Origin of the sequence: Bifidobacterium sp. M0399, assembly GCF_016100595.1 — a bacterium.
Lineage (GTDB): Bacteria > Actinomycetota > Actinomycetes > Actinomycetales > Bifidobacteriaceae > Bombiscardovia > Bombiscardovia polysaccharolytica.
The window spans coordinates 871,193-896,901 of record NZ_JACFSD010000001.1; the positions used below are offsets into that span (position 1 = coordinate 871,193).

Genomic DNA, 25,709 nt, shown 5'->3' on the forward strand with positions numbered 1-25,709 from the left:
GACAAGGTACGGCACCGGATTAAAAACGTAGAGTCAGTCTTCACCGGCGGCCCGACGGGCATCGCCAGGTTCCGAACCTGCCATCAGGGTCTTGGCCAGGTCCACGAATCGTTTGGTCAGCGGCGAATCATCCAGGGAGCCGTCTGATCTGAGCACAGCCGGCCGGCCGGACTCCCCCGATTCGCGCAGGTCAGTCTGCAGGGGTAGCTGCTCCAGCAGGGGTACCTGATACCCCAAGTCACGGGTCAGCTGGTCGGCCACACGCTGGCCGCCTCCCTGACCGAAGATGCGCAGCCGCTCGCCATTGTGCTCGTACCAGGACATGTTTTCAATTACACCCTGGACCTTGGTGGGCAGCTGAAGGGCCACCAGCCCTGAACGCACGGCCACCTGTGAGGCCGACGGCTGGGGGGTGGTGACCACGATCAGACGGCTGTTGGGCAGGGCCTGCGCCACGGACAGGGCCATGTCCCCGGTGCCTGGGGCCAGATCCAGCAGGAGCACATCGGGGTCACCCCACCAGACATCGGATAGGAACTGCTCAAGCGAGCGCTGCAGGCGCGGACCCCTCCAGAGAATGGCCCGGTCCGACCCGGCGAACATGCCGATGGAAATCAGCTTGACCCCCCATGCGGTGACCGGCATCAGCATGCCGTGCAAGTTGGTGGGCCGGCTGTGTACGCCGAAGAGCCCAGGCAGGGAGAATCCGTAGATGTCCGCGTCGATGGCAGCCGTGTCATAGCCTAGGGCAGCCAGCGTGGCCGCAAGATTGACTGTCACCGAGGACTTGCCCACGCCGCCCTTGCCCGAGGCAATGGCGAAGATGCGGGTGCCCACGCCGGGCTTGGAGAAGGGGTTGCTGCGCCGGGCGGCCTTGAGGTCGGCTACCAGGTTGTCCAGCTTCTCCCGGCTCATGGAGGAAACATCGATATGGGGGCGCAGCCGGGCTCGCGGGTAGGAGGTCACGGTGCCGTTGATCTGGTTGGTGATGGTGGTCGACAACGGGCATCCCTTGATGGTCAGTTCCACCCGCACGGTCACCTCATAGTCGGCCTGGGCATCCCTGGCTGGCTCGACAATGATGTCGGTGATCATGCCCAAATCGGTAATGGACCGTCCCAGCTCTGGATCGATGACCCGACTGAGCCGCTCATAGACCTCCCCCTTGATTCTTCGAGGCAGCTCCTCCAGATCCCGGGTCCCTTCCTTGCGATGCTCTACTTGTTCCATGCCGTCACCATATCGCGCCCAGCCATCGGCTGCTAGGGCGCGGCTGGTCGGATATTGCGAATGTCACAATCAACCTTGGGCTGGGCTGGGATCGCCAGTGTCAAGCAGGCGGTGGAAGGCCGCCTCGTCCAGGATTGGCAGGCCCAGGCTCTCAGCCTTTTCGGCCTTAGAGCCCGGGTTGGCGCCCACCACCACATAGGTGGTCTTTTTACTTACGGATCCTGAAGCCTTGCCGCCGCGCTCCACGATGGCCTCCTTGGCGGAGTCCCTGGAGAAGTCCTCCAGGCTGCCAGTGACCACCACGGTCATGCCCTTTAGAGTCTGTGGCTTAGTGCTGCGCTCGACATGAGCGCCGACGCCAGCTGCCTGCCAGGCATCCAGGATGCGTCCACGCCAGTCGTCGGGCTGCCGAGCACCCTGGAACCAGTCGTGGATGGAGTGCGCGATCTCGGGGCCCACACCGTCCAGCTCGGACAGATCCTCCACGCTGGCTTCCTCCACGGCCTTGAGCGACGGGAAGCGGGTGGCGATGGCCCGGGCCGAGGTCGGTCCCAGGTGTCGGATGGACAGGGCCACCAGGACCCTCCACAGGTCGGCATGCTTGGCCTTGTCGATCTCTTCAAGCATCTGCAGGGTGTTCCTGGAGGGTTGGGCGTCGGCACTGCCCAGGGCGGCCTCCTGGACCTGGGTCTCATGGCTGTTCATAGCCCGCTCGCCCTGGCCAGCCTGGGCGCCCTTGGGCAGGTTGTAGAAGGCAGGCACCCGGTACCAGAGACCGCTGCCGCCAGTCCGGCGCTTGGTTGTGGCACGTCCCTGCCGGCCTTCGACCTCCGCCTGCTCCATCAGGGGAACCTCACGCCAGACATAGACCTGGCGCAAATCCTCCACCTTCAAGTCGAAGAGACCCGCCTCGCTGGTCAGGACAGGTTCCTGACGAGGCGGAAGCTTCAGGTCCGGGTCCGGCTGATACTGGGCTGCCTGGCCGCCTTGGTCGACCAGGACCTCACGCAGTCCGGGAGCGTAGACCTCCACGGAATCGGGCCGGTTCTCATCAGGGTTGGTCAGGGCTATGGCGCTCTGCTCCCCCAGATGCTCGATGTCCAGAGCCTTTCGCGAGGCCATGTGGATGATCCGCTCGGTCAGCTGGGCCGGGCAGGACTCCACATTGGGGCAACGGATGTCCACATCGCCCTCCTTGGCCGGGGCCAGCCGGGCACCGCAGCTGGGGCAGGTCTCGGGCATGATGAAGGGTCTCAGTTCCTTTTCGCGCCCCTTCCTGGCCTCGATAACCGGTCCGACCAGCTCAGGGATCACATCGCCTGCCTTGCGAACCACGACCGTGTCCCCGATCAGAATGCCCTTGCGCTTGACCTCGGAGGCGTTGTGAAGGGTGGTCCTGGAGACCGTGGATCCTGCCACAGTGACCGGAGTGAGAACAGCCACCGGGGTGATTCGCCCGGTCCGGCCCACTTGGACGGAGATGTCCAAAAGCCGGGTATTGACCTCCTCCGGGGGGTATTTGTAGGCCACGGCCCAACGGGGCGCACGTGAAGTAGCACCCAGCCTGCGCTGAAGATCCCGGTCCTGCAGCTTGACCACGATGCCGTCCAGGGCATGTTCGATGTCATTGCGGTGCTGGCCGTAATAGTCGATCATGTTCAGGATCTGGCCGAAGGACGTGACGACCCGATTGTGGGGGGAGACCGGGATTCCCCACTGCTTATAGAGGTCATAAGCCTGGGACTGGTCGATGACCTCGTCGTGTGTCCCCCTGGGATGGGCCGGTCCCCACCTCAATGAACCAAGGCCATGGGCGTAGAAGCTCAGACGGCGGCTGGCCGTGATGCGTGGATCCTTCTGCCTCAGTGACCCCGCGGCGGCGTTTCGGGGGTTGGCGAAGGGCGCCTTGCCCTCCTGCTCCTGCTGCTCGTTCAAGGCATTGAAGTCATCGAACCGCATGAAGACCTCGCCACGGACCTCCACGAACTCGGGAATATCACTGGCAGGCCCAGACAGGTTCTGCGGAATGCTCGAAATGGTCCTGACGTTCAGGGTGATGTCCTCCCCGGTAACGCCGTCCCCCCTTGTCAGGCCCTGCTCCAGGACCCCGTTACGGTAGAGGAGGTTGAGGGCCAGACCGTCTATCTTGACCTCGCTGGTCATGGGCAGGGCCTTGCCCTCTGGCCAGTCGAGCTCGTTACGAAGTCCGTCATACCACTGACGCAGCTCTGCGACGCTGAAGACGTCATCCAAGCTGAGCATCTGGGAGGGGTGACGGACGGAAGCGAAGTCGTTGGAGAAAGTCCCTCCGACCCGGTGCGTCGGCGACTGGGGTGTGTCCAAGCTGGGGAAGCGGGACTCCAGCTCCTGTAGGCAGCGCATCCGGGCATCATAGGCCGCATCAGAGGAGACCGGCGCATCGTCTATGTAGTAGGCGACCTGGTCGGACTCCACCCAGGCAGCCAGTCTGGACCAGAGACGCTGGGCCTGCTGGGCTCCCAGAGAGTCAAAATCCAACTCCCCCAGTCGCATGGCATCAGCATCGTCGGGCTGCAGGGAGGCTATCCATCGGTCAGTGCCCGGCCTGGGCCTGGACTCGGCATTCCCGCCCTCATCACGGGTTTGCTGAATATCTTCCTGAGCTGTTTTGTCATGCATTGAGCGACCTCATGAACTGTGCCTGTACCACATCAACACCTTCATTATCGTCGTCGTTCATCCTTGCGGCCGCCATTGTCAGTGTTCGGGCCGGGACGAAGAGCCCACCATCCACACAGATGCGCGCGGCCTGGCGCACTATCGAAGCCACTTCGGTGTGAGGCCAGACCGGCAGGCCGTGTTCTGCCAGCACCCGTCGGGCCTGCCTGTGGTCTTCAGGCAGAACCACGCACTGGGAGCGGGCCCTGGCCTGCAGCTCGGCCAGCTCACTCTTGAGGGCTGGTATCCGGTCGGGACTGATGTGCTCGCTCATCAGGTAGGCCGCTGCAGCCACGTCGAATTCGTCGCGCATCCATGAGGCATAGGCCAGGCGATAGTAGGCGAAAGAGGCATCGTCCCGGTCCAGGGCCACCCGCAGGGCGTTGAGCGTGGCAGCCCGTGCCGAATCCCAGTCCTCCCGGTTAGCCAGCATGACCGCCAGCTTCAGGTGGGAAAGCGGATAGGCGGGCGCATAGGCCACCATGGCGTTCAGATGCTTGAGGGCCGCCTGGTCCTCCTTGATCTGAGCCAGCAGGTCGGCTATCTCCAAGTGGGCATAGAAGAGGTTGTCAGGAATGAGCAGGGTCCGCTCTCCCGGTGTGGCGAAGAGGCGGTTGTAGACCACCCGCTCGGCATAGGAGTTGAAGTAGCGGGGTACCTGGCCTTCGGCCGCAAAGACGGCATCCAGATGAGCGATAGCGTCTTGTTCAACCTGTATGCCCTGGGCTGCCCCACCGGAGAAGAGCAGATCACGGGCTTTGACGCGCTCCTTGTCCAGCTGGGAGGACAGGGAGAAGTCAAAGTCTGGAACAGGGGTGCCATCGATCATGGCACTGGCAACCTGGGGGGCCAGCTGTTCCAGCTCCGGGTCGCCAATACTCTGGATGATGCCTGTGGCCGCCTGGGCCTTGGCCGCTGATGTCATGGTCCGGTCCGAGGCCAGCTGGTGGAAACCGCCTACAGCCCTCTGCAACAGGTCGGCACGCTGGATGGACAGATCCACGGCCTTATGTGCGCCCAGGGCCTTGGCAGACTTGTCAGCAAAGGCCACCTCGGAGAACTCGGGTTCCTCCTGACTGCCATGGGGGCTGAAGCGGTCATCGCGCATGTCAAACTCAGCCTCAGTAGGCTTGAGCCCGCCTTGGAGATCCACCTGCATGGCCGCGTCGAAGAAGCGGTAGATGGCACGTGGATCCTTCAAACCCTGTGAACGGATGCGGGAGAGGAAGAGCTCCCTGCTGAATACCACCGAGACCAGGGTGCGGATGGTCGGATTGCTCTGCAGGGCGCTGAGCGGATTCTGCGATGCGTCGTCGTCAGTCTTGTCTGCAGAGGCATCATCATTCGAGACATCCTCCTTCGATGCATCATCAGCAGTCGACTCATCCGCGTCGGATTCATTGGCTGACGACGGCGGCGCAAAGGCGGCAGAGTCAAGGTCCACGCCCTGCATGAGATCCTTGAACTCACGGTCCACAGATTCCTTGTCACCCTGATCCTCGGCCTTGTCCTCCTCGTTCCCCTCTTGCTGCTCCGGAGCCATCCGGGAGGCAATGGGCTTGGTGGGATCACCGTGCACGTCGCCATCCTTGGGATCAGCCTTGGACCCGGTGGGGGCCACCTCGCCTGAACGCATGCGCTCAAAGGCCTCCAGGGCCTGTCCCATCATGGCCCTGATAGCCGAGTTCTGCTGGTCGACAGCCTCTTCCAGACCGATGGAGTCGATCTGCAGGCTGACCTCGCGCACGGACGGATCCACCCCAAAGGCCAGGGCAGCCATCATCAGCCCGACGCGCAGGTTGTAGTCAGCGCTCATGGCGGATCGCTCGCCGTCGTCCAGATCCCGCCAGGCCCGCGACTGGTCCTCATAGCGGCTGGAGGGCATCATGGTGCGTCCTGCCGCAGTGAAGGCCAGGGCCACCTGTCCTTGGGCGAGATTGGACCTGAACTCCACATCGAAGCGGAAGGGCAGCCGGAGGGATCGCATCAGCATGGACAGCGTCTGCCGGTAGACCCATTCGGATCGCACCGGCTCCTGACCCTGGCCGTCCGCTCGCACAGGCAGCGCCTGGGGAGCCTGTTGACTCACCATAACGGCGGTCGCCGCAGCCTTGTCGACCATGGCATTGATGGCAGTCCGCCCGTCGTCCTCCAGTGGATCGAAGCGAATCGGATAGTCCCCCGGGCGCAGCAAGGCGACAATGGCAGGATCATCCAAAAGTGCCTGGTCCAGCCGGGTTGCCTGGACACGGTTGATCGAGTCCTCGGTGGGCAGCGTTCCCAGGCGCGCATTGCGTTCCAGCCAGGCGCTGACAGCGGCGAACCTATTGAGATTGCCCTCAATGCGCAGGGCTGCAAGGGCGGCAGTGAACTCCAGCCCATTGTCCCAGCTCAGGAAGTAGGCGCCCGAATAAGAGGAAGCATACAGATGCAGGGGCTCCGCCCCATGAACGGCCTCAAGGCCTGAGACGGGCGATAGGGCCCCAGCCTCGCGCATCAGGTCGGCGAACAGATCCTCCAGACCGGAGACCCGCTGTCCATGGGAGCGTGCCTGGATCATGTCACCCACGCTGCGTCGGATGGCTCCCATGGGCGCCTCCCGGTTGAGCCGGTAGAAGATGTTGCCCGAGCCGAACCCAGTGAAGGTTCCCTGGATGCGCGGCAGCAGGTAAGCAGCGAAGAAGGCAATGGCCACGGCATCCCTATACTCCAGGTCCAGGCGCATCTCAGGAGGCAGGAGCGGACGCAGCTGCTCAAGTGAATAGCGACCATCGGCTCGCAGCCAGGAGGCCAGCCAACGCATGTGGCCGGCATCGTCACGGCCTGCTACAGCACCCTGCAGGGCGCGGACCGGGCCCGAATCCTGACCCGGATCGCGGCCCAGCCGACGACCGTCGGCCAGGGTCACCTCCTCCTCCCGGCCCAGCAAGAAGGCAGGCTCCATGTTCTGTAAGTCCATCCGGCTCTGCTCGCCGATGAAGACCCGGCCATGGTCGTCGGCCAGAGCAATCTGGGCGAAGTGACGACGATCGGTGAAGATACCTAGCGCAAAGCCGCGGCCTGGTGCATCAGGCCATTGGACCCAGCCAAGTGTCAGACCATCGGGAACGCCCTGCAGGCGCGGAAAAAGCCGACGCTTGACTGCGATGCCCAGAACACGGCTGTGGGAGGCCAGAAATTCGCGCATCTGCCGATCATCTGGGTGGTGCCCCGTCCGGTTGATCAGATCGACCAAGTCGGCCACCGAAGAATCCAGGGGACGATCCCCGCGACTCCCAGTAGTCGGACGAGAGGAGCCGACCAGTCCCTCCAGTGAGGAAAGAATGGAACGGCCCAGGCCGGACAGATCCCCGAACCCCCGGGACTTCTTCGCGTTCTTGGACATACCTTTGATTGTCCCAATCCAGCCCGACATGTCGCCGTTAGAATAAAACCGTGATGACTCTGCCAGCCCTGAGACGCCCCACCCCGGCCAGGGGCGCAGCCATCCGCCTGCTGCTGGCACTTTTTGTTGTGCTCACCCTGGAACTGGGGGTCTTCAATCTGGCCCATTGGCAGTCGCTGTCGGGTTCATCCTCAAACTCTCCGACAAGGACTGCTGGCGATGTCGCCTCACAATCGCACCAGCTGGGACCAGGGCTGTCCCCGTTGCCGGGCGGAGGACTGAAGGTCACCGATCCAGCTGGTGCCTGGATGGACGTCCCTGTCGCCAATGGACGGGCATCCTTCCTTCAGGCTCAGCTGGCAGAAGACATCAAGGGTTCACCCTTGTCGCAGATTCATGTACGTCTGGACCTGCACCTGGCCGGCGACAAGGGCTGGATTCAGGGCACCCGAGGGCTGATCTGCCCCGGTCAGGCCCGTAGCCACTATCTACGCATCAGAGGCAATCCCAACGGCGGTCGGATCCAGGCCATGCGACTGTGGATACAGGAGCCCGTCGGATCTCAGCTGGAGCTGACCGGAATGACTCCGGCCGATGTGGTACCCCTGGAACTCAACCCGGCGCGGATACTGATGCTGGCCTGTCTGGCGGCACTGATACTAGGCTACCTGCCCGGCTCGGTCCTCTGGCGAACCCGGCTGGATACGGGTTCGATAAGCCAGCGCCTGGCCCTGGCCCTGATTTTGGCTCCGCTGGCAGTCTGGTCCTGCTGGAGCATCCAGTATGATCTGTCCACCTTTACCCCCGTGGCCTACCATCACCCGCAGGCCTACGTCTACGACTTCAACCAGTACGATCATGTGGCGCAGGCCCTTCTGCATGGACGCCCTTGGCTGGATCTGGGCCAGGCGCCGGGTCTGTCCAAGGCAGCCAACCCCTTTGACATAGCCACCCGCAACGCACTGCTGGCCCAGGACCAGCAACCCATATTTTGGGACTACGTCTATCACAATGGCCACTGGTACTCATACTTCGGTGTCCTGCCGGTACTGCTGCTCTTCCTGCCTTATAGGGCGGTGACCAGCCTGGCGCATCCGGGCGGGTATGCCCTGCCCACCAGTTCGGCTGCCGCCCTGCTGGTCACGGCGGCCACCATCATGACCGCCCTGGCCACCATCCGCCTGCTGGTCCGATGGTTCCCCCGGGTCAGCCTGGCCGTGGTCGGCATGGCTCTTATAACCATGCTGGAAGGATCCGGCATGGTCTACCTCTGGTGCCGCCGCAACTTCTATACGATTCCCTTCGATGCCTCCATATTGGCGGTCATGACTGGACTCTGGCTCTGGATGGGGGCCAGACGGGTCCATCGACAGCCTGCAGATGCCGGTAAGCATTCGGATCGTGGATCAACGCGGATGTGGACCGTGGAGGACGGGGAGCAACCATGGCAACTTTCCAGACCTCGACTTTTTTTGGGTTCGCTTTCAATAGCTGCCACCCTGGGCTGCCGACCCACCTTCTTGGCTGCCGGACTACTGGCGCTACCCCTGTTTGCCAAAGAAATAAGGGCAGTCATCAACACCCTGTTCGCTCGCAGGAGCCATCCTGCCGACCTGTCTAGGAAACGGGCGCTGTCGCTGCTGGTCTGTGGCCTGTTGCCAGTCATCCTGGTAGCCACTCCCCTGCTCTGGTACAACCGCTGGCGCTTCGGGTCCCTGCTGGACTTCGGCAACAGATATCAAATGACCGTCCTGGACCTGACCAACTATCATCCTGGTACCCAAGGTCTGCTTCAGATTTTTGGCTACTACCTTCTGCAGCCGTTGACCACCCTGCCGGTCTTCCCCTACCTGCAATTCTCCCCCGCTCCCATGCGGGTCTGGCACTTCACCGAACCTGGCCTGGGCGGGCTGTTAGTCACCACCCCGGTACTCGTACTGGCCCTTGTCCTTATCGTCCTGCCCCGGGTGCGAAAAGAACTGCAGCGCCGAGGATGGATGCCCGCCTTGATCCTGGCCCTGGCCTTAGCGGCTCTGGTTATGGCTGCAGACTCCTATGTTGGCGGGTTCTCGGTGCGCTACACCATCGACTTCGCCTGGCTGATCTGCCTGGCTGCCGTTGTAATCATGGCTGCCGCATCCTCGGCATACGAAGGCGGCCGCTTCAGAGCGGGAGCGGCCGTCATGAGCCTACTGACACTAACCTGTCTGGCTGGCCTGGTCCTGACCTTGATCAACGCCATGGTCCTGCTGGAGCACTTCGACCCCAGTCAGGCCATGAAAGTAGCCGTCTGGTTCCTAGCACCCTGAGCACAGCCGACAGTGATGTCAGGAGTCCAGGCCCTGCTGCTTGAGGACTTGGTGATACCGGTCGACCATGTCAGCCACGATGCCATTGCCATCGCCGCCTGACAAGGTGATGACCGATGCCAGAGGCATGGTATCGAAAAGCTGAGCCGTGTTGGGATCGTCAGGCAGCGGTATGCCATCCTTATCGATACGATCGCGCAAGATGGGCCCGCCAATCGAATTCTCGCGCCACTCGGCCATAGTCGATTCGGCATTCAGCGGAATGAACCTGCCGTCGCCATCCACCTGCAGGTCCTCTTCTGCAACCAGATCTCGGCTAGAAGTACCCACCTGGATGCGGTAAGTGCCCGCCTCCACATGCCAGGCATCCATAGCCGTGGACCAGTAGGCGAAGTCGCGCTCGGTCAGGTCCATGCTCACCCGGCTGGACTGTCCGGCTTTCAGGAAGACCTTGGTGAAGGCCTTGAGCTCATGGCTGGGCCGATTCACCCGGCTGGCGCAGGGGGCCACGTAAACCTGCACGGTCTGAGCGCCGTCCACCTGCGAGGTGTTGGTCACAGTCACCTCCACCCGAGCCGAGTTGGCGCCGGTTTTGGTCACCGTTACCTGATCCAGGTCAAAGTCGGCATAGGACAGCCCGAATCCGAAGGGGAAGGCCACCGGGCGCTGGAAGGTGTCGTAGTATCGGTATCCCACGTAGACACCCTCGCCATAACGGGAGTGACCCTCCTCGCCGGGGAAGGATGTAATGGTGGGGTTGTCCTCCAGCCTAACCGGAATGGTTTCAGGCAGATGGCCCGACGGGTTGGCAGCACCAGTCAGCACGTCCACCACCGCGCGTCCACCCTCCTGGCCCAGCAGCCAGGTCTCCAGCAGGCCCTTGGTCTTGTCCATCCAGTCGGCAACCGTCACCACTGCTCCATTGGAGAGGACGGCGACCACCCGGTCGTTGACCTCGGAGACAGCCTTGAGCAGAGCCACCTGCTTGTCAGGAAGATCCATGCTGGTGCGGTCAAAGCCCTCGGACTCGGCATCTTCAGGCAACCCCAGGAAGAGCACAACAGTATCGGCTCCGCGCGCAACATCAAGCGCCTGCTGGGTCAGAGCAGGATCCTGCTCCTTGTCATCAAAGGTGAACCCGGGAGCGAAGTCCACATTCGTGCCAACCTCTTTGAAGCCATCCAGAGCCGAGGAGACCTCGGTCGGCGTGATGTGCGAGGAACCCCCACCCTGATAGCGCGGAGTCCGTGCAAATTCACCAATGACAGCGACCTTCTCTTTCGGATCAAGGGGCAGAATCCGGTCCTCGTTGCGCAAGAGGACAATGGACTCCTGGGCAGCCCGACGAGCCATGTTGTTGTGCTCCTGAACATCGTAACGATATCCCTGGTGAGACATGGCCGGACGTGCCTTGTCAATCAGATCCAGAATCCCCTGTGCCATCCGGTCCAGCTGCTCCTTGTCAAGCTGGCCGGCCTGCACAGCCTGGACCACCTGGTCATCAGTGCGGGAGGGCGGCATCTCCAGGTTGAGTCCGGCCTGCAGAGCGTTGACCCTGTTGTGGACGGCCCCCCAATCGGACATGACCATGCCCTGATAGCCCCACTCGCCGCGCAGAACGTCCGTCAGGAGCCAGCGATTCTCTGAGCTGAAGACCCCATTGATCTTGTTGTAAGCGCACATAATGGTCCAGGGCTTGGCATTCCTGACCACGTATTCAAAGGCCGGCAGGTAGATCTCGCGCAGGGTGCGTGCGTCCACGTCAGAGCTGACCCTGAGCCGGTCGGTCTCCTGGTTGTTTGCTGCAAAATGCTTCAGAGAGGTTCCCACTCCCTTTGACTGGACCCCCTCGACCAAACCTGCGGCTTCATGCCCGGCCAGCACAGGATCCTCCGAGTAAAACTCGAAGTTGCGGCCACCCAGAGGGCTGCGCTTGATGTTGATGCCGGGGCCCAAAATCACGGCCACCTTCTCCTGGATGCACTCCTCGCCCATGGCTTGGCCCACCTGGTAGGTCAGATCGGGGTTCCAGGAGGAGGCCAGCCCCGCAGTCGGGGGAAAGCAGGTGGCCGGGACCGATCCGTAGACGTCGGAGCCAGTGGCTTTGCGCAAGCCATATGGACCGTCTGTGATCATATAGCCTTCATAGCCCTTGTCAGGCAGCCCCTGCAGGTGCCAGGAGTCCGACCCCGAGGTCAGTGAGGCCTCCTCTTGCAGCTCCAGATCCTTGGCTTTGGTATGTGATTCTTCTGTCATGTCTTTTTCCCTTTCATGTCTTTTTCTTTCGGGTTCGATTGACCGGACCGCTGCTCAGCACAGCTCCGGATTACAGGTTTTCAGACTCACTTGACCTTGCGGATCATCATGATGAATACGGTTCCCACCAGCAGACAAACGATAGCGACCGGGAAGATCATCCTGTAGCCTCCGAAGAGGCCAATGACCAAAGTCGTGCACCCGGGGGCGATCACCTGGCCGATTGTATTGGCCAGGTTGAGGATGCCCAGGTCCTTGCCGGCTTCCTTGGCATTCGGCAGCACATCGACGTTCAGCGCCTGGTCGACTGACATATAGCAACCGTTGCCGATTCCAGCCAGAGCAGCATAGAAGTACATGCCCGTGGCGGTTGGCATCAGGAAGGGGAAGAGTATGCCGACGGCGAGAATCAGGCAGCTGGTGGCTACGATCACCTTCCGCCTGTGCAGGAAGTCCGAGAGCGGGCCTGAGACCACGGAGGCCAGAATGGTTGTCACCACCGAGATCAAGGCCATGATTTTGAGTGTGGCTGCGGCCTGGGCATCGCTCAGGTGGCAGTACTTCTGCAGTATGTAAAGCTGGTAGCCCTGAATCATGAAGCAGCCGACAACGAAAGTGAACCTGCCCAGAAGCGCCAGATAGAAGTCGCGGCAATTCTTAGTGGGAGGTATGAAGGACCGGCCGACATCTGCCCAGGTTCGTTCCACGACCGTGTTGGCAGCCGACTTCTCCCGGGGCCAGATCAGCACGGTGAGAATACCGGAGAAGAGGAAGATGATCATGGCGACTACCAGGCCGGTATGGATGTTGGCTATGAACGAGCTACCGATAATAGTCCCCAACTGCTGGCCGACAACCTGGCTAGCTCCATACAGCGCCGAATAAGTTCCCCTGGTCGACTCAGGTATCCTGTCGGAGAGGACCGCCACGGCCGGGGCTATCAGGCAGTTGATGCCAACCTGCACAATGCACCAGCCGAAGATGATCATGGGAAGTGTATGGGACTGGATAACCAACAGGAAGCCAAGGGCACCAATAATGCCACCCAGTACGATCCAAGGAGTGCGCTTGCCGACTCGGAACCTGGACATGTCTGAAAGAGCACCGAATACAACGTTGGCCACCAAGGCGAACACACAGCCAATCGAATTCATTGTCCCCAGAGCCGCTTCAGGGCTAACTCCATGCAGGGAATTGAAAATCTGTGGCAGGAGAACCCCGGACCCCATGGTAAAGGGCGCAGCCCAGAGCAGGGATACCAGGACGAAGCCAATGGCAAAGCGGACCTTCTCCGCATTGTTGAGCCTTCTGCCCGTATCCGGAGCCAGGCTTGGGTCCACGCCTTGATTCGCCACAGCACCTCCAGTCTCATCTGCAGAGGCCATGGCCTTGATGTCCTCCCCGATTCGGGCACCAACCCCCTTGGCTGGATTTCCCCTTCGATCCTTATTTTCGTCTAACATCGTTATCACTCCTTCGTGTGCAGCCTTGCAATCAGTGGCTCATCATTGAGCCGTGCCAATCTCCCCCTTCCATAACCGACAATTGTTCAGAACTTATTATCGGAGTGAACAGGGCGTTACGTGGGCTATAAACACATTATTTTCCCGATAGCTGAGACGACTGAGTTCACATTTCGGCGGAATTCCAAGGATTCTGGAAGGAGCGACAGGGCCAGATATCCGTTGCCTGGCATGTCGAAAAAATATCCGGGCTGGCCAGTCAACCCGTAGGACCCAATTAGCCGAAGAATCAGTTCCTCCTCGTCGATGACCTGAGGAAAACGCAACAGAACGTTCCAGCCTCCCTCAGGCCTGAGCAGGGAGACGCAGGACTCCTTTTGGTTCAATGCCTGTCTAAGGATTTCGAGATTGCCCCTGACTCGTTCCCCCACTCGGCTGGTCTGGCTGGGAATATCCGATAGCATGGCCTCCATGTCCCTGGTGATAAGAAGACTCATGGGCAAGTAATCGTCGGCTATCATGTCAAGATGGCGTTTGGCCTCGGCAACCTGGTCGGCTGGCCCGGAAACCTGAATCCAGCCCACCTTGGCATGGGGAGCTGCCAGGCTCTTCGAGAACCCGTCCAGGGCGAAGGTCAACATCCTATCCTCCCCAGCCAGTCGTGCGCGGCCCGGCAGAGGATCCAAGGGATAGTCAAAAAAGACCTCATCAGCAATGATGGCCACCCCATGCCGCTGGCAGAGTTCCAGCAGCGACTGGCGTTCTTCTGGATGAATGTAGGACCCCGTGGGATTGTTGGGGTTGATAAGGACCAGGGCACGGATACGGTCGCCCTCAGGCCCCTCCAGGGCCTGCCTGACCGTGGCCAGGTCAAGGACCCAGGACCCGTCGTAGGCCAGGCGGTATGGAATTGTTCGGACACATTCCAGACCAGCGATGGATTCGATCAGGGGATATCCGGGCCGGGGCTCCAGAATGGCATCACCCGGGTCGCAGAGGAGCTTCATCAGCCAGGAATAGGCCTGAGATGTGGAAGAGAGCAGGTAGAGGTTATCAGGATCAACCGCAATACCACGATCCTTGCCGTACAAACTCTGACGCCTGGTCAGAAACTCAGCCAGAGCCTGCCGAGCCTTACGAGGCCCCCTCGGTTCGGCCTCGTAGACCTGAGGCAGAAATGCCGGGGCCAGTCCGAAACGGGTGGGATTGGAATCATTCAGCCTGCCCAGCTTGAGACCATGGGCTCGTGCTTCAGACTCGGCCAGAGCTATGCGATTGGGGCGGTCAGACCCGGTACGGTGAGAAAAATGCATGATTTTTCAGCTCCTCATCCGATCCAGCAGCCGCCTAAACGCCCTGCTTCACCCCAGGTGCTTTTGCCGGAGGTCAGCCAAATAAGCGGCACCCACGATGCCGGCCTGATTGCGCAGCTTGGCAGCCACAATGGGGGTCTTGATATCGATGTGGGGCAGGAACTTCTCGCTCATCCTGCTGACTCCGCCACCGACAACGAAGAAGTCAGGGTTGAAGTAGTGCTCAAGCAAGCGGTAGTACTTGGTCAGACGATTGGCCCACTTCTTATAGCTCAGCTTCTTGCGGTCACGCACCGATGAGGCTGCGTACTTCTCTGCGTCCTTGCCGTCCAGCGTCAGATGGCCCAGCTCGCTGTTGGGAATCAGAACGCCGTTATAAATCAGCGCCGTGCCGATGCCGGTGCCCAGTGTGGTGGCGATGACCAGACCCTTCTGGCCCTTGGCAGCCCCGTACTGCACCTCGGCAAGCCCGGCCGCATCCGCGTCGTTGACAACGCTGACGGGTCTACCGCAGGCCTTGGAAAGAACCTCCTGAACATTGGTACCGACCCAAGCCTGGTCTAAATTAGCCATAAAATCCAGCGGCTTGTCAGGCTTGACAGGGGCCGGGAAGGCGATGCCCACAGGCACATCCGAAGGAACCTCGAAGCGGTCCAAGAGCTCCTTGACAACAACTCCCACAGCCTCTGGCGTGGAATGCTCAGGAGTCAGAATCTTCTTGCGGGGCTCTGCAAAATCTCCGATCGTCAGGTCAACAGGGGCAGCCTTAATGCCGGATCCACCAATATCCACTCCGAAAGCCTGCGCTGTTTCAATCATTGCTGCTCCTTAGCTGATCAAAGATGAGGGTCCGAACCGGCACGGTAGCGATTGTACCCCAAGCCATGCCTCTGCAACTCGTAGGAACGGCATAAGCCGGACCAGGGTCAGGCTGTTTCGCTGGCACTGTGCTACAAACTGCAGGAAGAAGAATTGAGTGGAATAATAAGGTTATGACCGAACACACACAGCTCATTGATGCAGTCAACGTGCGCATCACCACCAGAGAATACGATCCTAAGCCCATCGATCCCGACCTCGCCAGGCAGCTCGGCAGCACCTTGAACGCTCTGAATACGCTCAGCGGTCTGGACATGCAACTGGTCCTAGGCAAACCGGACGCCTTCGCTGCCGACAATGCCTCCGGCCACCTGGCCAATGCGGCCAACTACCTTGCCCTGGTCGGACCCAAGGATGATCAGGAGAGCCTGGAAAAAGCCGGCTTTTATGGCGAGCGCATGGTTCTTGCAGCCACACTGTACGGACTGGGGACAGGATGGGTGTCAGGCAGCTGGGACCGTCAGGCAGCCGAGCGCCACTGCCGGATCACCCCTAGCCAATCGCTCTATCTGGTGGTCACCATCGGCTATCCGGCCGACCAGATCGGCTACGGCAACCAGGACTTCGACAAGCTTTGCCAACGTCAGAGCGAGCATCGAACCTCCAAGAGCTATGAGGAACTGACTTCTTCCATGAGCGCGCAGGACCGGCAGGAGGCTCCGGAATGGTTCAAGGCCGGCGTGGCTGCCGCCGCCAGGGCGCCTTCGGCCATGAACGGACAGCCCGTGGTTTTTGCCTGGGACAAGAACACGGGCGATGCAATCGCCACTCTGGACCCCTCAGTCGCCTACGGCTCCGCAGTGGATCTGGGCATAGCCAAAATGAATTTCCAGATCGGATCCGGCGGCGGCACATGGACCTGGGGCGATGGAGGCCGTTTCATCAGGTCCTGACCGGGGCTGTATCCCAGTGCCCCGGCAAGGGGGACGTGTAGGGTGATGGACTATGAACAATGGAGCATCATCATCCCAGTCCACCACCGAACCGAGCACTGACACAGGTTCGACAACGCTGTACCTGACCCGGCACGGCAGAACGACGGCCAATGTCATGCATCTGATGCAGGGCTGGTCCGATTTCCCCCTGACCAGGCAAGGTCGCGAGGACGTGCGCCAGTTCGGTCGGGGTCTGCGTCCCATTCGTTTCCGTGCAGCCTGGAGTGGCAATCTGAGCCGCCAGTATGAAACGGCCCGCCTGGCCCTTGACATGTCCGGCAATGGAGATCTGCGCGTGGGCGTGGACCCTGACCTGCGCGAGGACAATTTCGGAAGTTTCGAAGGCCGGGACGAGCGCACTACTCTGGATCAAGTCTGCGCAGCCATGGGGTTCGAGAACTTCGCTGCGGCCAAGGCAACCTATGGCAGGAACATCGCCGTCCATATGCAGGACACCTTCCACCGGCTGGATGCCCAGGACATCCTGTCCGCCGGTCTGGAGGAACAGGATCGGGCTGAGACCACGGCCCAGGTCCGCAGCAGAATGATTGCGGTATTGACGCGCATCGCCCAGTCCGCCCTCGAAGAGGGCGGCGGGCCTGTTCTGGTGGTCTCATCAGGCATGTGCCTGCAACAGTTCCTGACGGCCATCGACGACCACTGCACCATCCCTGACATGGACAACACCGCGGTGACCAAGGTCGTCTATGGGGATGACGGCTTCCACCTGGCGGGACCAGTCAGTTCCATGGAGTACTTCCAGGCAGGAAGTCAGGAAAAGTAGCAGGCGAATTTATTCAAGCTCGCTGCGTTCCCCCGGCTGACTGGCCCTTGAGGGGCTCCATGGGTCTCCAGTCGGGATCATGCAATATCTGTCGCGAATCCACCCATCCCTTCAGGATGGCAGGAATGCCAGTCATGATGTGACTGCGATCAACAGCCAGAAGGCGAATGACTTCCTTGAGAGCTGTTGCCAGGGTCCCTAGGGCGAAGGCCAGGGGCCGATAGTCCCCATGAACCATGAAATACCTGGCCATAAAGCCCCGGTTGCGCATGATGTGGTAACGATTCATATCCGATGTGGAATTGAGCTGGCGCACACCAGCGATGTTCCAATTGGCGATGTTGCGAGTCCGACGCATGACTACATCTGAGACGACCACAGGCTGTGTAACCTTGGATGCCAAATACCCATAGATGGTGTCATCCCAATAGATAAAGAAGCGCGGATCAGGCAGACCGATTTGCTCCACAACCTGCCGGGAGAAGAACCCTCCTTCAAAGCACATGGTGTTCATGGGACGACAGCCCGATGGGCCGAACTCCCCCGGTGCTATCGGGTCTGGAATGCCCAAGGCGGTAAGAAAATGATACTGCCAATAGAAGGGGCCACCATCATAATCCAGCCGGGAACCCTGCACCACCTGATGGCGGTCACTCCACTTAGCCAGCAGGTCAAGTCCTTCAGGTTCCACTGCAACGTCATCATCCATGACCCAGAACCATTTGGCACCAAGCTCGTATGCCTTGCGCACGCCAGCGGAGAAGCCTCCCGCGCCGCCGCCATTGTGGTCCTGTGGCAGATAAACGACACGATCCTGATTGCCGGAGCCGTCGATGATGGTCCTGCCCCAACGGCCTGTCACACGTTCAGAGAACTGCTCGACTATGGTTCTCGTGTCTGGCGAATTCTCGTTATCCACCACAACAATCCGCCAAGGAGCCTGGGTAAGTTTGAGAATCGAGTCGAACAGGCCTGTCAGCAATTCCTGACGCTTATAGGTTACGACGACTATGGCCGCCTTATTCAAGGTCTTTCCCATGCCCTCCATTCTGACACTGCCCCGCAACTTTGCTCCTGGGGTCATAACCGCCTTGCTTAGTTTCACGAGCTGCAGATGGTCGCTCATCCCTGGTGTGTTTCAAAAATGCACTGGCAGCGAGAAAAAATTGACCATTCCAAGGACCGCAGCTATATTGAAATCGTCAGTTTCAGGGAAGGTGAAAGTCCTTACTGGCGGTATCCGGCTGAATGCCGGGAGCCCGCGACCCGCGCAAGCGGTGGATATCGGTTCAAGTCCGAAGCCAACGGTTACAGTCCGGATGGAAGAAACGAGGCCCTCTATGAGCATGCCCAATTCTCATTCACACACCACTGCAAACAAGGACACGCGTTTCAACGATGTCCACTCCACAGGTGCAGGCGGTTCAGGACGCTGGTCAACCAAGCGGATCGCGGTCTACGCGCTCTTCGTAGCCCTGGCCATGGTTTTGAGCTTCTTCTCCTTCCCGATCTTTCCTGCCGCCCCTTGGCTCAAATACGACCCTTCAGGCATCGTCGTCCTGGTGTGCGGCTTCGCCTTCGGTCCGGCGGCTGCAGCAATCATCTCCATACTGGGATTCGTCCCGCACCTGTTCACCAACCCCTTCGGCGCTCTGATCTCGATGATCGTGGCCCTGGCCCTGAGCGTGCCGGCGGCCCTTGTCTACCGCAGGATGCACAGCCGTAAGGGAGCAGTCATCGGGATTGTCTCCGGCGCCATTCTGGGCGTGATAGCAGCCATTCTGTGCAACGTGGTGATCACCCCCTTCTACGCCCACATGTCCATGGCCAAGGTAGTCGCCATGATCGTGCCGATCCTCCTGCCCTTCAACCTGATGAAGTTCGCCATCCACGGCGTGGTCACCTTCCTGATCTACAAGCCCATCTCCACGCTGATCAACAAGTAGGACACGGCGGTTCGGAGTGTCATGGCAGCATCCATGACCCAATCCGCAATCCCGGATTCAGCGGATTCGAAGGCGACGGTCGCCCGTCTCAGCCAGGTCTCCTTCTCCTATGACGGAGGCCAGAACTGGGCCTTGGACCATCTGTCCATGGAAGTGCATGCAGGCGAGCATCTGTGCATCCTGGGAGCGAATGGTTCCGGCAAATCCACGCTGGGAAGCATCCTCTCGGGTGCGACGGCACCTGACCATGGCCAGGTCGAGCTTATGGGTCGAGCAGTCTGCTCCGATACCCCGGACCAGGGCCGACAGATCGACACTGAGGCCTACCGACAGGCACGGCGGAGCATCGGCATGGTCTTCCAGAATCCTGAGGACCAGATCGTGACCACAGTCGTCCAGGACGACGTGGCCTTCGGACCCGAGAATCTGGGCATGCCTCGACAAAAGATGCTCTCCTGCGTGCCAGCTGCCTTGAAGCAGGTGGATATGCAGACGCGGATGAATGATGATCCCACCCGCATGTCAGGCGGGCAACAGCAACGACTGGCCCTGGCCGGCAGCTTGGCCATGAATCCTGGCATGATGGTGCTGGACGAACCTGGTGCCATGCTTGATGCTGCCGGCCGACAGGAGATTCAATCAATCCTCTGCCGGCTGACAGCCCAGGGCACGGCCGTCGTCCACATCACCCACCTGCTCGAGCAGGCCAGGCAGGCTGATCGAGTCCTCGTGCTTGACCATGGGTGCATCGTCGCATGCGGAAGTCCGAACCAGATTCTGAACAGACAGGATCTGCCTGCCCTTGTTGGCGAACCTGGCCCAATTCCGCTGACCCAAAGTGGGGCGTCAAATATGGGTCCCAAGACCGCGGTCGGCAACCAAGCTATTCCCATGGTCAAGTTATCGGATGTCTCCTACAGTTTCCCGGATGCCGACAGCAAAGCCCTTAGCCATGTGAATCTGGAGCTTGCGGCAGGACAGACCCTGGCCATTATCGGGCGCAACGGATCCGGCAAGTCCACCCTGGCCAGGCTCATCTGTGCCTTGGCCGCTCCAGACAGCGGATCCATACAGGTGGCCGGCCTGCCCTTGGCCGGACCCGATCAACCCAAGGCCAAGCATCTGCGACGTCAGAATCTGAAGCTTCTGCGCCAAAGGGTCGGCTATGTCATGCAATACCCCGAGCATCAGCTTTTTGCTGATACCGTTTCCCAGGACATCGCCTATGGTCCACACAACCTGGGCTATGGGCCTGAGCAGGTGCAGCATCGGGTGGATGATGCCATGAAACTTCTGGGAATCGGCGATCTGGCCGACCGCTCCCCCTTCGACCTCTCGGGGGGTCAGCGGCGCCTGGTAGCAATTGCCGGAGTTGTAGCCTGCAGCCCGCAATTGCTGGTTTTGGACGAGGCCACCGCCAGCCTCGACCCCCAGGCCTGCGCACGCATCATGACGCTGCTTCGAGTGCTCCACCAACGTGGAGTCACCATCATCATGAGCACCCACGCCGATCGGGAGGCCCTGGACTTGGCCGACCAGACCCTGCTCCTGGAGCATGGGGAAACACTAGCCTATGGGACTACTGCCGAAGTCGTGGAACGCTATCACCAACTGCTCGCAACAGATACGGCGGAGAAGGAGACTACTGAAAAGAAAGCGGATCGTACTCAGGACGACCAGAAGCCCCTATCCATGCTGGCGAGGCTGGACCCGCGAGCCAAACTGGTGACCTTCCTCCTAGCCATGTTCACCGCCTTCGCCATCTCTACACCGGCGCAACTTGTTCTGGCACTGATGGTCACTGTCGGCCTCTTTGCCGCCGCCCGAGCCCCACTGCGTTCCATTGTTAAATCAGTCAAGGGCTTTCTGTTCCTCATGCTTCTGCTGGCACTATTCAACCTTTTGGTCACTCAGACCGGCCGCAGATTGGCTGCCTGGGGTCCATTCGTACTGACCACAGGAGGGATCTGGGTAGCTGTACTCTATGCCTGCCGCTTCATGCTGATCATCTTTCTGGGCGCGCTCCTGGTAGAGACCACCACGCCGACGCAGATGACCGATGCCTGTGAATCGCTGCTGAGCCCGCTGTCCAGACTGGGCATCCACACCAATGAGATCGCCCTAGTCCTCTCACTAGCTCTGCGCTTCATCCCCACATTGGGACGTGAGGTTCAGGCCATCGTGGAAGCCCAGGCCGCCCGTGGTGGATCCATCGAGTCCGGCTCGCTCTCGCAACGCCTGCATGCTGCCATAGCTATCACGGTTCCTGTCTTCGCCGGAGCTCTGCGCCACGCCGATAACCTGAGCCGGGCCTTGGATGCCCGATGCTATGAGGGCAGCCGTCAAGAGCGCACCCACTACCGCCTGCTGCGATTGGGCAGGATGGACTTCCTCTTTATCGCTCTCATGGCCGTCTATCTGCTGGCCCTGCTGCTGCATCCCCTGTTCTGAGCAGTCCGGCCTCGTGAGCAGAAGCACATGCCATGGTTCCAGACTCTGCCAACCGGACAAATTATGCCACCGAACAGATTGGGTCCCCGCTGATCAGCCATCCATGCGATCAGCGGGGACCTAACCTGTTATCAGTAGGCCCGAAGGCCAGGTATTGATTGCATCTACCCTATTCCTGTATGATCCTCCTGTCCTGGCTGGAAAGCATGGCCTGATCCAGGAGTTCCAGAACATGGACGCTCTCAGCCAGGGGAACCGGGTTGTCGGCCTTGCCTTGGAGGAAGTCACGCCAACCTTCGTAGAATGCCGGCTGCCAGCCCCGAACGGCCGGGAGTATATGCTCCTCACCCTCCCTGTCGATATAGCAGGCAGTGGGGTCGGACATGACACCGAAGTGCGGATCATCAATCCGCATGCCTGCCTTGAGCTGGTCTTCCTCAGGGTCCTGATCGTTGATCTGCAAGGATCCCAGTGTCCCCTGAATAGTCAGTCGGGGTTGCCGGGTGGATTGCACCAGGCCACCGACAATATGCGAGATGATGCCCTGCTGATGGGTAGCAGCGATGAAGAAATCATCAGGCACAACTGCATCCTCTCTCTGGGTGGACACTTCACCATAGATCGAGGTGACCGGGCCAAAGAGCTGAACAACCTGATCCAGAGTGTGGGCGCCAAGATCAAAGAGCGCTCCTCTGGGTTGGTCATGCGTCTTCTGCTCGCGCCAGCCGGTTTCTACATTGGGGCGGAAAGAACCGTACCTGGATTCGACACGTATGATACGGCCCAGGTCCAATTCCTTCAGGTACTTGCTGGCTGTCAGAATTTCTGCATCATGGCGTCGGTTCTGGAAGGCCGCCGCAGGTGTACCAGTAGCCTGAGCCACATCAAGGATCTTGTTCGCCTCCTGACTGGAGCCGGCCACCGGCTTGTCAATGACCACAGGCTTGCCGGCCTGCATGACCCGGGTGGCAAACTCCAGGTGGGTATCGTCGGGGGTGCCTATGCTGACAGCATCGTAACGATCGATATCCTTGAAAAAATCCTCGTTATTGTCATAGACCCGGGCCCGCGGGTAGAGGTGGTGAACCTGGGCTGTAGCTCGCTCGTTATGTGTCACTACAGCCGACAGTTCCAGTCCCTCAGTCTGATCGATCATGTTGGCATGAAAGACCCGCCCTACAAAGCCAAAGCCTATGAGGGCAATCTTGAGATTGTGATTTTGCTCTTGTCCCATTATTTACTCCTTCCACACCCTCCCATGATTGCCATGAGGCAGAAGGGACTTATACACCGAGATGCTCTCTTAAGTACCGACGTGCAGTCAGGGCGCTCTTCAGCGGGTCAGCCTTGGCTGGGTCCTGCTCGGCCTCTACCATGAACCAACCGTGGTAACCCCCATCAAGCAGGGGCTGAAGAACCTTCTTAAAGTCGGTATTCCCATCCCCTGGCACGGTGAACACACCCTCCAAGATGGCCTGGAGGAAGCTCAGCTTCTCGTCCTTGACGCGCTGGAGGACATCGGGCCGAATATCCTTCAGGTGGACGTGCCCGACCCTCGAAGCGTAGCGCTTCACGATGTCAACCGGATCCTCCCCCGAAAAGAGCAGATGGCCCACATCGACCAAGAGCTTCACCTTGTCAGGGTCAGTCCCTTCCATCAGGCGGTCAATCTCGCTGGTGGTCTGCACACCCGTACCCATGTGGTGGTGGTAGGAGATTTCCATACCGACGTCATGGGCCAGATCTCCGAAACGGTCAAGGCCACGGGTCAGTTGATCCCACTGTTGGTTTGTATATTCTGGCTTACCATCGAAGATCGGCGTATGCATTTGGCCCTGAATGGTATTGCCCTGTTCAGCTACATTGATCATCTTGGCACCCAAGGCGTGGAGATAGTCGCGGAAAGCGATGAAACTGCGTTCGTTCTCCTCCCAGGTTTGCGTAGTCAGATAGGCGCCAAACCAGGCACTGGCAATGCCGATCCCACGCATCTGAAGCTGCTCTTTCAAAACCTCGGGATCCTTGGGGTACTTGTTGCCAATCTCAGTGCCCTCAAACCCAGCCAGAGCGACTTCGCTCAAGATCTGCTGGTAGGGAGTCTCGGCACCTAGTTCGGGCATGTCGTCATTGGTCCAACTGATCGGAGCCATGCCCACGCGAATTGCCGTATTCTTGTTTGTCATCATTTCACCCAATCATTCGTCTGCCTGAAGCTACTTGATCATGATGGTCAGCAGGTTTTTCATGGTCTGGGCCACCATGCCCATTTCGTGCTCGTTGGCCCTGTCGGAAAACATCTCGGAGCAATACCAGCCGTCATAGCCTGTGGCCTTGATCGCATCAATCCACTCCTGCAGAGGGATGCACCCGCCACCATTGACCACATTGCGGTGCACATCCTGGTTGGGGACCTCTCGGCCCCTGTCGATTTCCAATCCGTCAGAGACATGGACAGCGGTGATGATCTCCGGCGGTATCTTGGCTACGTCCTCCAGGGTGTCACCGGCGGTCCAGAAGTGCCAGGTATCCACGGTGATGCCGAAGTTGTCCCGGTTGACCTTATCGACAATCTGCAGCAACTGAGAACACCGGCTGATCGGCGCCCAGCAGAGAGGCTCCAGGTAGATGCCCAGCCCGTACTGCTTGGCGATGTCGCAGGCCAGCTGAACATTGTGCGCTGTTACATCAATGGCCTCCTGCTCGCTTAAACCTAGGGGGCCCCGCCAACGCGGATCATCTGCAGCCAATTTGCCGGCGTTGTAATCCATGACCACGTTCCAATCCACTGGATCCGTGCACATCTGGACGGCTGGAGCACCGATGACCTGAGCAATCTGGCACATCCTTTCAACCTCTTTGAGGTACTCTGCCCTGTCTTCTTCAGTACGCCTGGTGATTGCCTGAATAGCTCCCAGTCCGCTGACCGGAAAACCATCCAGGATTTCAGCTACATCCTGGGCGGTATAGCCCTGATCGAGAAAACGGTAGAGCTTGGGGCTCTGCATCTCTATACCGTCAAAACCGGCCTCCTTGGCAAAGCGTACGTCATCATAGACATTGCCGTAGAAGGTGGTGGTTACGTTCATTGATAATCTTGCCATCATTGACTCCTTTGTTGTGGTGGCTCGGCGCAGGCTTGTCCTGCAACCGTGAGGCTTCCATTGAAGTTCTGGAAACCTACGCTTCCTTGATTAATTGTTCGATGGTCTGACGTTGATACACGGAAGTATCATGGGCGGTCTCGTCCTCGGCGAAGACGTTGGAGACGATCAGGGAATCCTCCCTGTCCAGGAAACCGTTGGTCTTAAGTGCCTGGAAGAGGTCCTTGAAATCCACATCCCCGTCCCCCACCTTCAGATGCTGGTGGACCCGGGCATTGGTCCCTGGAGGATTGGAGATATAGCGCAGGCCGTGTGAACGGTTGTGATCATAGGCATCGGAAATGTAGACCGAACGCAGCTTGGTAGATTCCGCCTGGGTAATCTCGTGCACTGCGTTCCCGTAATGGAAGGTGTGCGAGGACACGTAGACGGAACCGACCAGGTCTGAGTTGAGGCCGCGCAGTACGCGATGCGCATCCATGCCATTTTCCACAAAGTCATATGGATGGGGGTCAAAGTTGATCACAATCCCCTCACGCTCAAGCAAGGGCAGGATCTCCTCCATGGTCGAGTAGAAGCCAGCCTCCGACTCCTCATAGCGCTCGGGGATGCCGCTGAACTCGCTGTTGATGGTATGGATGCACAAGATGGCCGCAATCTCGATTGCCCGCTTCCAATTCCGCACAGCCCACTGACGTTCCCGCTCGTCCGGCCATGAGGTCCGGTAGACGGGCAGCAGGGAGACCAGTTCGACGCCGGCGTTCTTGCAGGCCTTAGCCAGATCGTGGACCAGTTCGTCATCAGCCTTAGGGTGGGTGTAGAAGGGCAGGAAGTCATTATGCGGGGCCAACTGCATGTACCGGTAGCCTGCATCAGCCACAGCCTGCGGCAGTTCCAGCAGTTTGTAGTCGTAATAGAAGGGGGTGGGGTCAAGTGCAATCTTCATAAGTATCAGCTTCT

General features: G+C 59.8%; 17 protein-coding genes and 1 riboswitch. Of the genes, 5 read left to right on the plus strand and 12 right to left on the minus strand.

Going from position 1 to position 25,709, the window contains the following annotated elements; translation table 11 throughout:
• Positions 1–33: 33 nt before the first annotated feature.
• The 3 genes from H3V09_RS03500 to H3V09_RS03510 all read right to left on the minus strand — a co-directional run bounded on the left by H3V09_RS03500 (position 34) and on the right by H3V09_RS03510 (position 7,312).
• Positions 34–1,230 (minus strand): Mrp/NBP35 family ATP-binding protein, encoded by a 1,197-nt coding sequence (locus H3V09_RS03500; protein WP_110425465.1) that lies wholly within the window; start codon positions 1,228–1,230, stop codon positions 34–36.
• A gap of 69 nt (positions 1,231–1,299) precedes the next feature.
• Entirely contained in the window at positions 1,300–3,888 is a 2,589-nt protein-coding gene (gene ligA / locus H3V09_RS03505) for an NAD-dependent DNA ligase LigA (RefSeq protein ID WP_198190954.1), read from the minus strand.
• Entirely contained in the window at positions 3,881–7,312 is a 3,432-nt protein-coding gene (locus tag H3V09_RS03510; protein ID WP_232339350.1) for a tetratricopeptide repeat protein, read from the minus strand. The genes ligA and H3V09_RS03510 overlap by 8 nt, the downstream gene beginning before the upstream one ends.
• A 50-nt stretch (positions 7,313–7,362) precedes the next feature.
• Between H3V09_RS03510 and H3V09_RS03515 the strand changes: the two genes are divergently transcribed.
• Complete coding sequence (locus H3V09_RS03515) at positions 7,363–9,621, plus strand: hypothetical protein (RefSeq protein WP_198190955.1); 2,259 nt, start codon at positions 7,363–7,365, stop codon at positions 9,619–9,621.
• An 18-nt stretch (positions 9,622–9,639) separates the two neighbouring features.
• On the opposite strand, the gene H3V09_RS03520 is transcribed toward H3V09_RS03515, so the two are convergent.
• The 4 genes from H3V09_RS03520 to ppgK form a co-directional block, all read right to left on the minus strand.
• The gene (locus H3V09_RS03520) at positions 9,640–11,877 is read right to left on the minus strand and encodes an exo-alpha-(1->6)-L-arabinopyranosidase (protein WP_198190956.1); all 2,238 of its coding nucleotides are present in this window, start codon (positions 11,875–11,877) and stop codon (positions 9,640–9,642) included.
• 86 nt (positions 11,878–11,963) lie between these two features.
• Positions 11,964–13,340 carry an MFS transporter gene (locus tag H3V09_RS03525; RefSeq protein ID WP_232339351.1) on the minus strand — a complete coding sequence of 459 codons (1,377 nt, stop codon included), beginning with the start codon at positions 13,338–13,340 and terminating at the stop codon, positions 11,964–11,966.
• A gap of 125 nt (positions 13,341–13,465) precedes the next feature.
• Positions 13,466–14,653, minus strand: a complete 1,188-nt coding sequence (locus H3V09_RS03530) for a pyridoxal phosphate-dependent aminotransferase (protein ID WP_121912679.1) — start codon at positions 14,651–14,653, stop codon at positions 13,466–13,468.
• Between the two features lie 48 nt (positions 14,654–14,701).
• Positions 14,702–15,472, minus strand: a complete 771-nt coding sequence (ppgK, locus tag H3V09_RS03535; protein WP_110413135.1) for a polyphosphate--glucose phosphotransferase — start codon at positions 15,470–15,472, stop codon at positions 14,702–14,704.
• Positions 15,473–15,645: 173 nt separating this feature from the next.
• On the opposite strand from ppgK, the gene H3V09_RS03540 reads away from it, so the two are divergent.
• Entirely contained in the window at positions 15,646–16,425 is a 780-nt protein-coding gene (locus tag H3V09_RS03540) for a nitroreductase family protein (protein WP_198190957.1), read from the plus strand.
• Positions 16,426–16,477: 52 nt separating this feature from the next.
• Positions 16,478–17,251 carry a histidine phosphatase family protein gene (locus tag H3V09_RS03545; protein WP_198190958.1) on the plus strand — a complete coding sequence of 258 codons (774 nt, stop codon included), beginning with the start codon at positions 16,478–16,480 and terminating at the stop codon, positions 17,249–17,251.
• Positions 17,252–17,264: 13 nt separating this feature from the next.
• Here the strand turns inward: H3V09_RS03545 and H3V09_RS03550 are convergent, their stop codons facing one another.
• Positions 17,265–18,290 carry a glycosyltransferase gene (locus H3V09_RS03550; protein ID WP_232339352.1) on the minus strand — a complete coding sequence of 342 codons (1,026 nt, stop codon included), beginning with the start codon at positions 18,288–18,290 and terminating at the stop codon, positions 17,265–17,267.
• A gap of 161 nt (positions 18,291–18,451) precedes the next feature.
• A riboswitch (FMN riboswitch) is annotated at positions 18,452–18,586 on the plus strand.
• On the opposite strand from H3V09_RS03550, the gene H3V09_RS03555 reads away from it, so the two are divergent.
• Complete coding sequence (locus H3V09_RS03555; protein WP_045924627.1) at positions 18,571–19,197, plus strand: ECF transporter S component; 627 nt, start codon at positions 18,571–18,573, stop codon at positions 19,195–19,197. Its footprint overlaps the riboswitch before it by 16 nt.
• Before the next feature lie 33 nt (positions 19,198–19,230).
• Positions 19,231–21,648 carry an energy-coupling factor transporter ATPase gene (locus H3V09_RS03560; RefSeq protein ID WP_198190959.1) on the plus strand — a complete coding sequence of 806 codons (2,418 nt, stop codon included), beginning with the start codon at positions 19,231–19,233 and terminating at the stop codon, positions 21,646–21,648.
• Between the two features lie 169 nt (positions 21,649–21,817).
• Here H3V09_RS03560 and H3V09_RS03565 read toward each other — a convergent pair whose 3' ends face one another.
• The 4 genes from H3V09_RS03565 to H3V09_RS03580 form a co-directional block, all read right to left on the minus strand.
• Complete coding sequence (locus H3V09_RS03565) at positions 21,818–22,882, minus strand: Gfo/Idh/MocA family oxidoreductase (RefSeq protein WP_198190960.1); 1,065 nt, start codon at positions 22,880–22,882, stop codon at positions 21,818–21,820.
• Between the two features lie 49 nt (positions 22,883–22,931).
• Complete coding sequence (iolE, locus tag H3V09_RS03570) at positions 22,932–23,834, minus strand: myo-inosose-2 dehydratase (RefSeq protein ID WP_198190961.1); 903 nt, start codon at positions 23,832–23,834, stop codon at positions 22,932–22,934.
• A 27-nt stretch (positions 23,835–23,861) separates the two neighbouring features.
• On the minus strand, positions 23,862–24,749 hold the full coding sequence (locus tag H3V09_RS03575; RefSeq protein WP_198190962.1) for a sugar phosphate isomerase/epimerase family protein: 888 nt from the start codon (positions 24,747–24,749) through the stop codon (positions 23,862–23,864).
• A 76-nt stretch (positions 24,750–24,825) separates the two neighbouring features.
• Positions 24,826–25,695, minus strand: a complete 870-nt coding sequence (locus H3V09_RS03580) for a sugar phosphate isomerase/epimerase family protein (RefSeq protein ID WP_198190963.1) — start codon at positions 25,693–25,695, stop codon at positions 24,826–24,828.
• Positions 25,696–25,709 lie beyond the last annotated feature (14 nt).

Bases quoted from the DNA above. Each gene is read 5' to 3' on its own strand.
- H3V09_RS03525 (WP_232339351.1), bottom strand. From the start codon at position 13,340: ATGTTAGACGAAAATAAGGATCGAAGGGGAAATCCAGCCAAGGGGGTT.
- H3V09_RS03560 (WP_198190959.1), top strand. From the start codon at position 19,231: ATGACCCAATCCGCAATCCCGGATTCAGCGGATTCGAAGGCGACGGTC.
- ligA (WP_198190954.1), bottom strand. From the start codon at position 3,888: ATGCATGACAAAACAGCTCAGGAAGATATTCAGCAAACCCGTGATGAG.
- ppgK (WP_110413135.1), bottom strand. From the start codon at position 15,472: ATGATTGAAACAGCGCAGGCTTTCGGAGTGGATATTGGTGGATCCGGC.
- H3V09_RS03500 (WP_110425465.1), bottom strand. From the start codon at position 1,230: ATGGAACAAGTAGAGCATCGCAAGGAAGGGACCCGGGATCTGGAGGAG.
- H3V09_RS03550 (WP_232339352.1), bottom strand. From the start codon at position 18,290: ATGGGAAAGACCTTGAATAAGGCGGCCATAGTCGTCGTAACCTATAAG.
- H3V09_RS03565 (WP_198190960.1), bottom strand. From the start codon at position 22,882: ATGGGACAAGAGCAAAATCACAATCTCAAGATTGCCCTCATAGGCTTT.
- H3V09_RS03520 (WP_198190956.1), bottom strand. From the start codon at position 11,877: ATGACAGAAGAATCACATACCAAAGCCAAGGATCTGGAGCTGCAAGAG.
- H3V09_RS03510 (WP_232339350.1), bottom strand. From the start codon at position 7,312: ATGTCCAAGAACGCGAAGAAGTCCCGGGGGTTCGGGGATCTGTCCGGC.
- H3V09_RS03540 (WP_198190957.1), top strand. From the start codon at position 15,646: ATGACCGAACACACACAGCTCATTGATGCAGTCAACGTGCGCATCACC.
- H3V09_RS03530 (WP_121912679.1), bottom strand. From the start codon at position 14,653: ATGCATTTTTCTCACCGTACCGGGTCTGACCGCCCCAATCGCATAGCT.
- H3V09_RS03545 (WP_198190958.1), top strand. From the start codon at position 16,478: ATGAACAATGGAGCATCATCATCCCAGTCCACCACCGAACCGAGCACT.
- H3V09_RS03580 (WP_198190963.1), bottom strand. From the start codon at position 25,695: ATGAAGATTGCACTTGACCCCACCCCCTTCTATTACGACTACAAACTG.
- H3V09_RS03555 (WP_045924627.1), top strand. From the start codon at position 18,571: ATGGAAGAAACGAGGCCCTCTATGAGCATGCCCAATTCTCATTCACAC.
- H3V09_RS03575 (WP_198190962.1), bottom strand. From the start codon at position 24,749: ATGGCAAGATTATCAATGAACGTAACCACCACCTTCTACGGCAATGTC.
- iolE (WP_198190961.1), bottom strand. From the start codon at position 23,834: ATGATGACAAACAAGAATACGGCAATTCGCGTGGGCATGGCTCCGATC.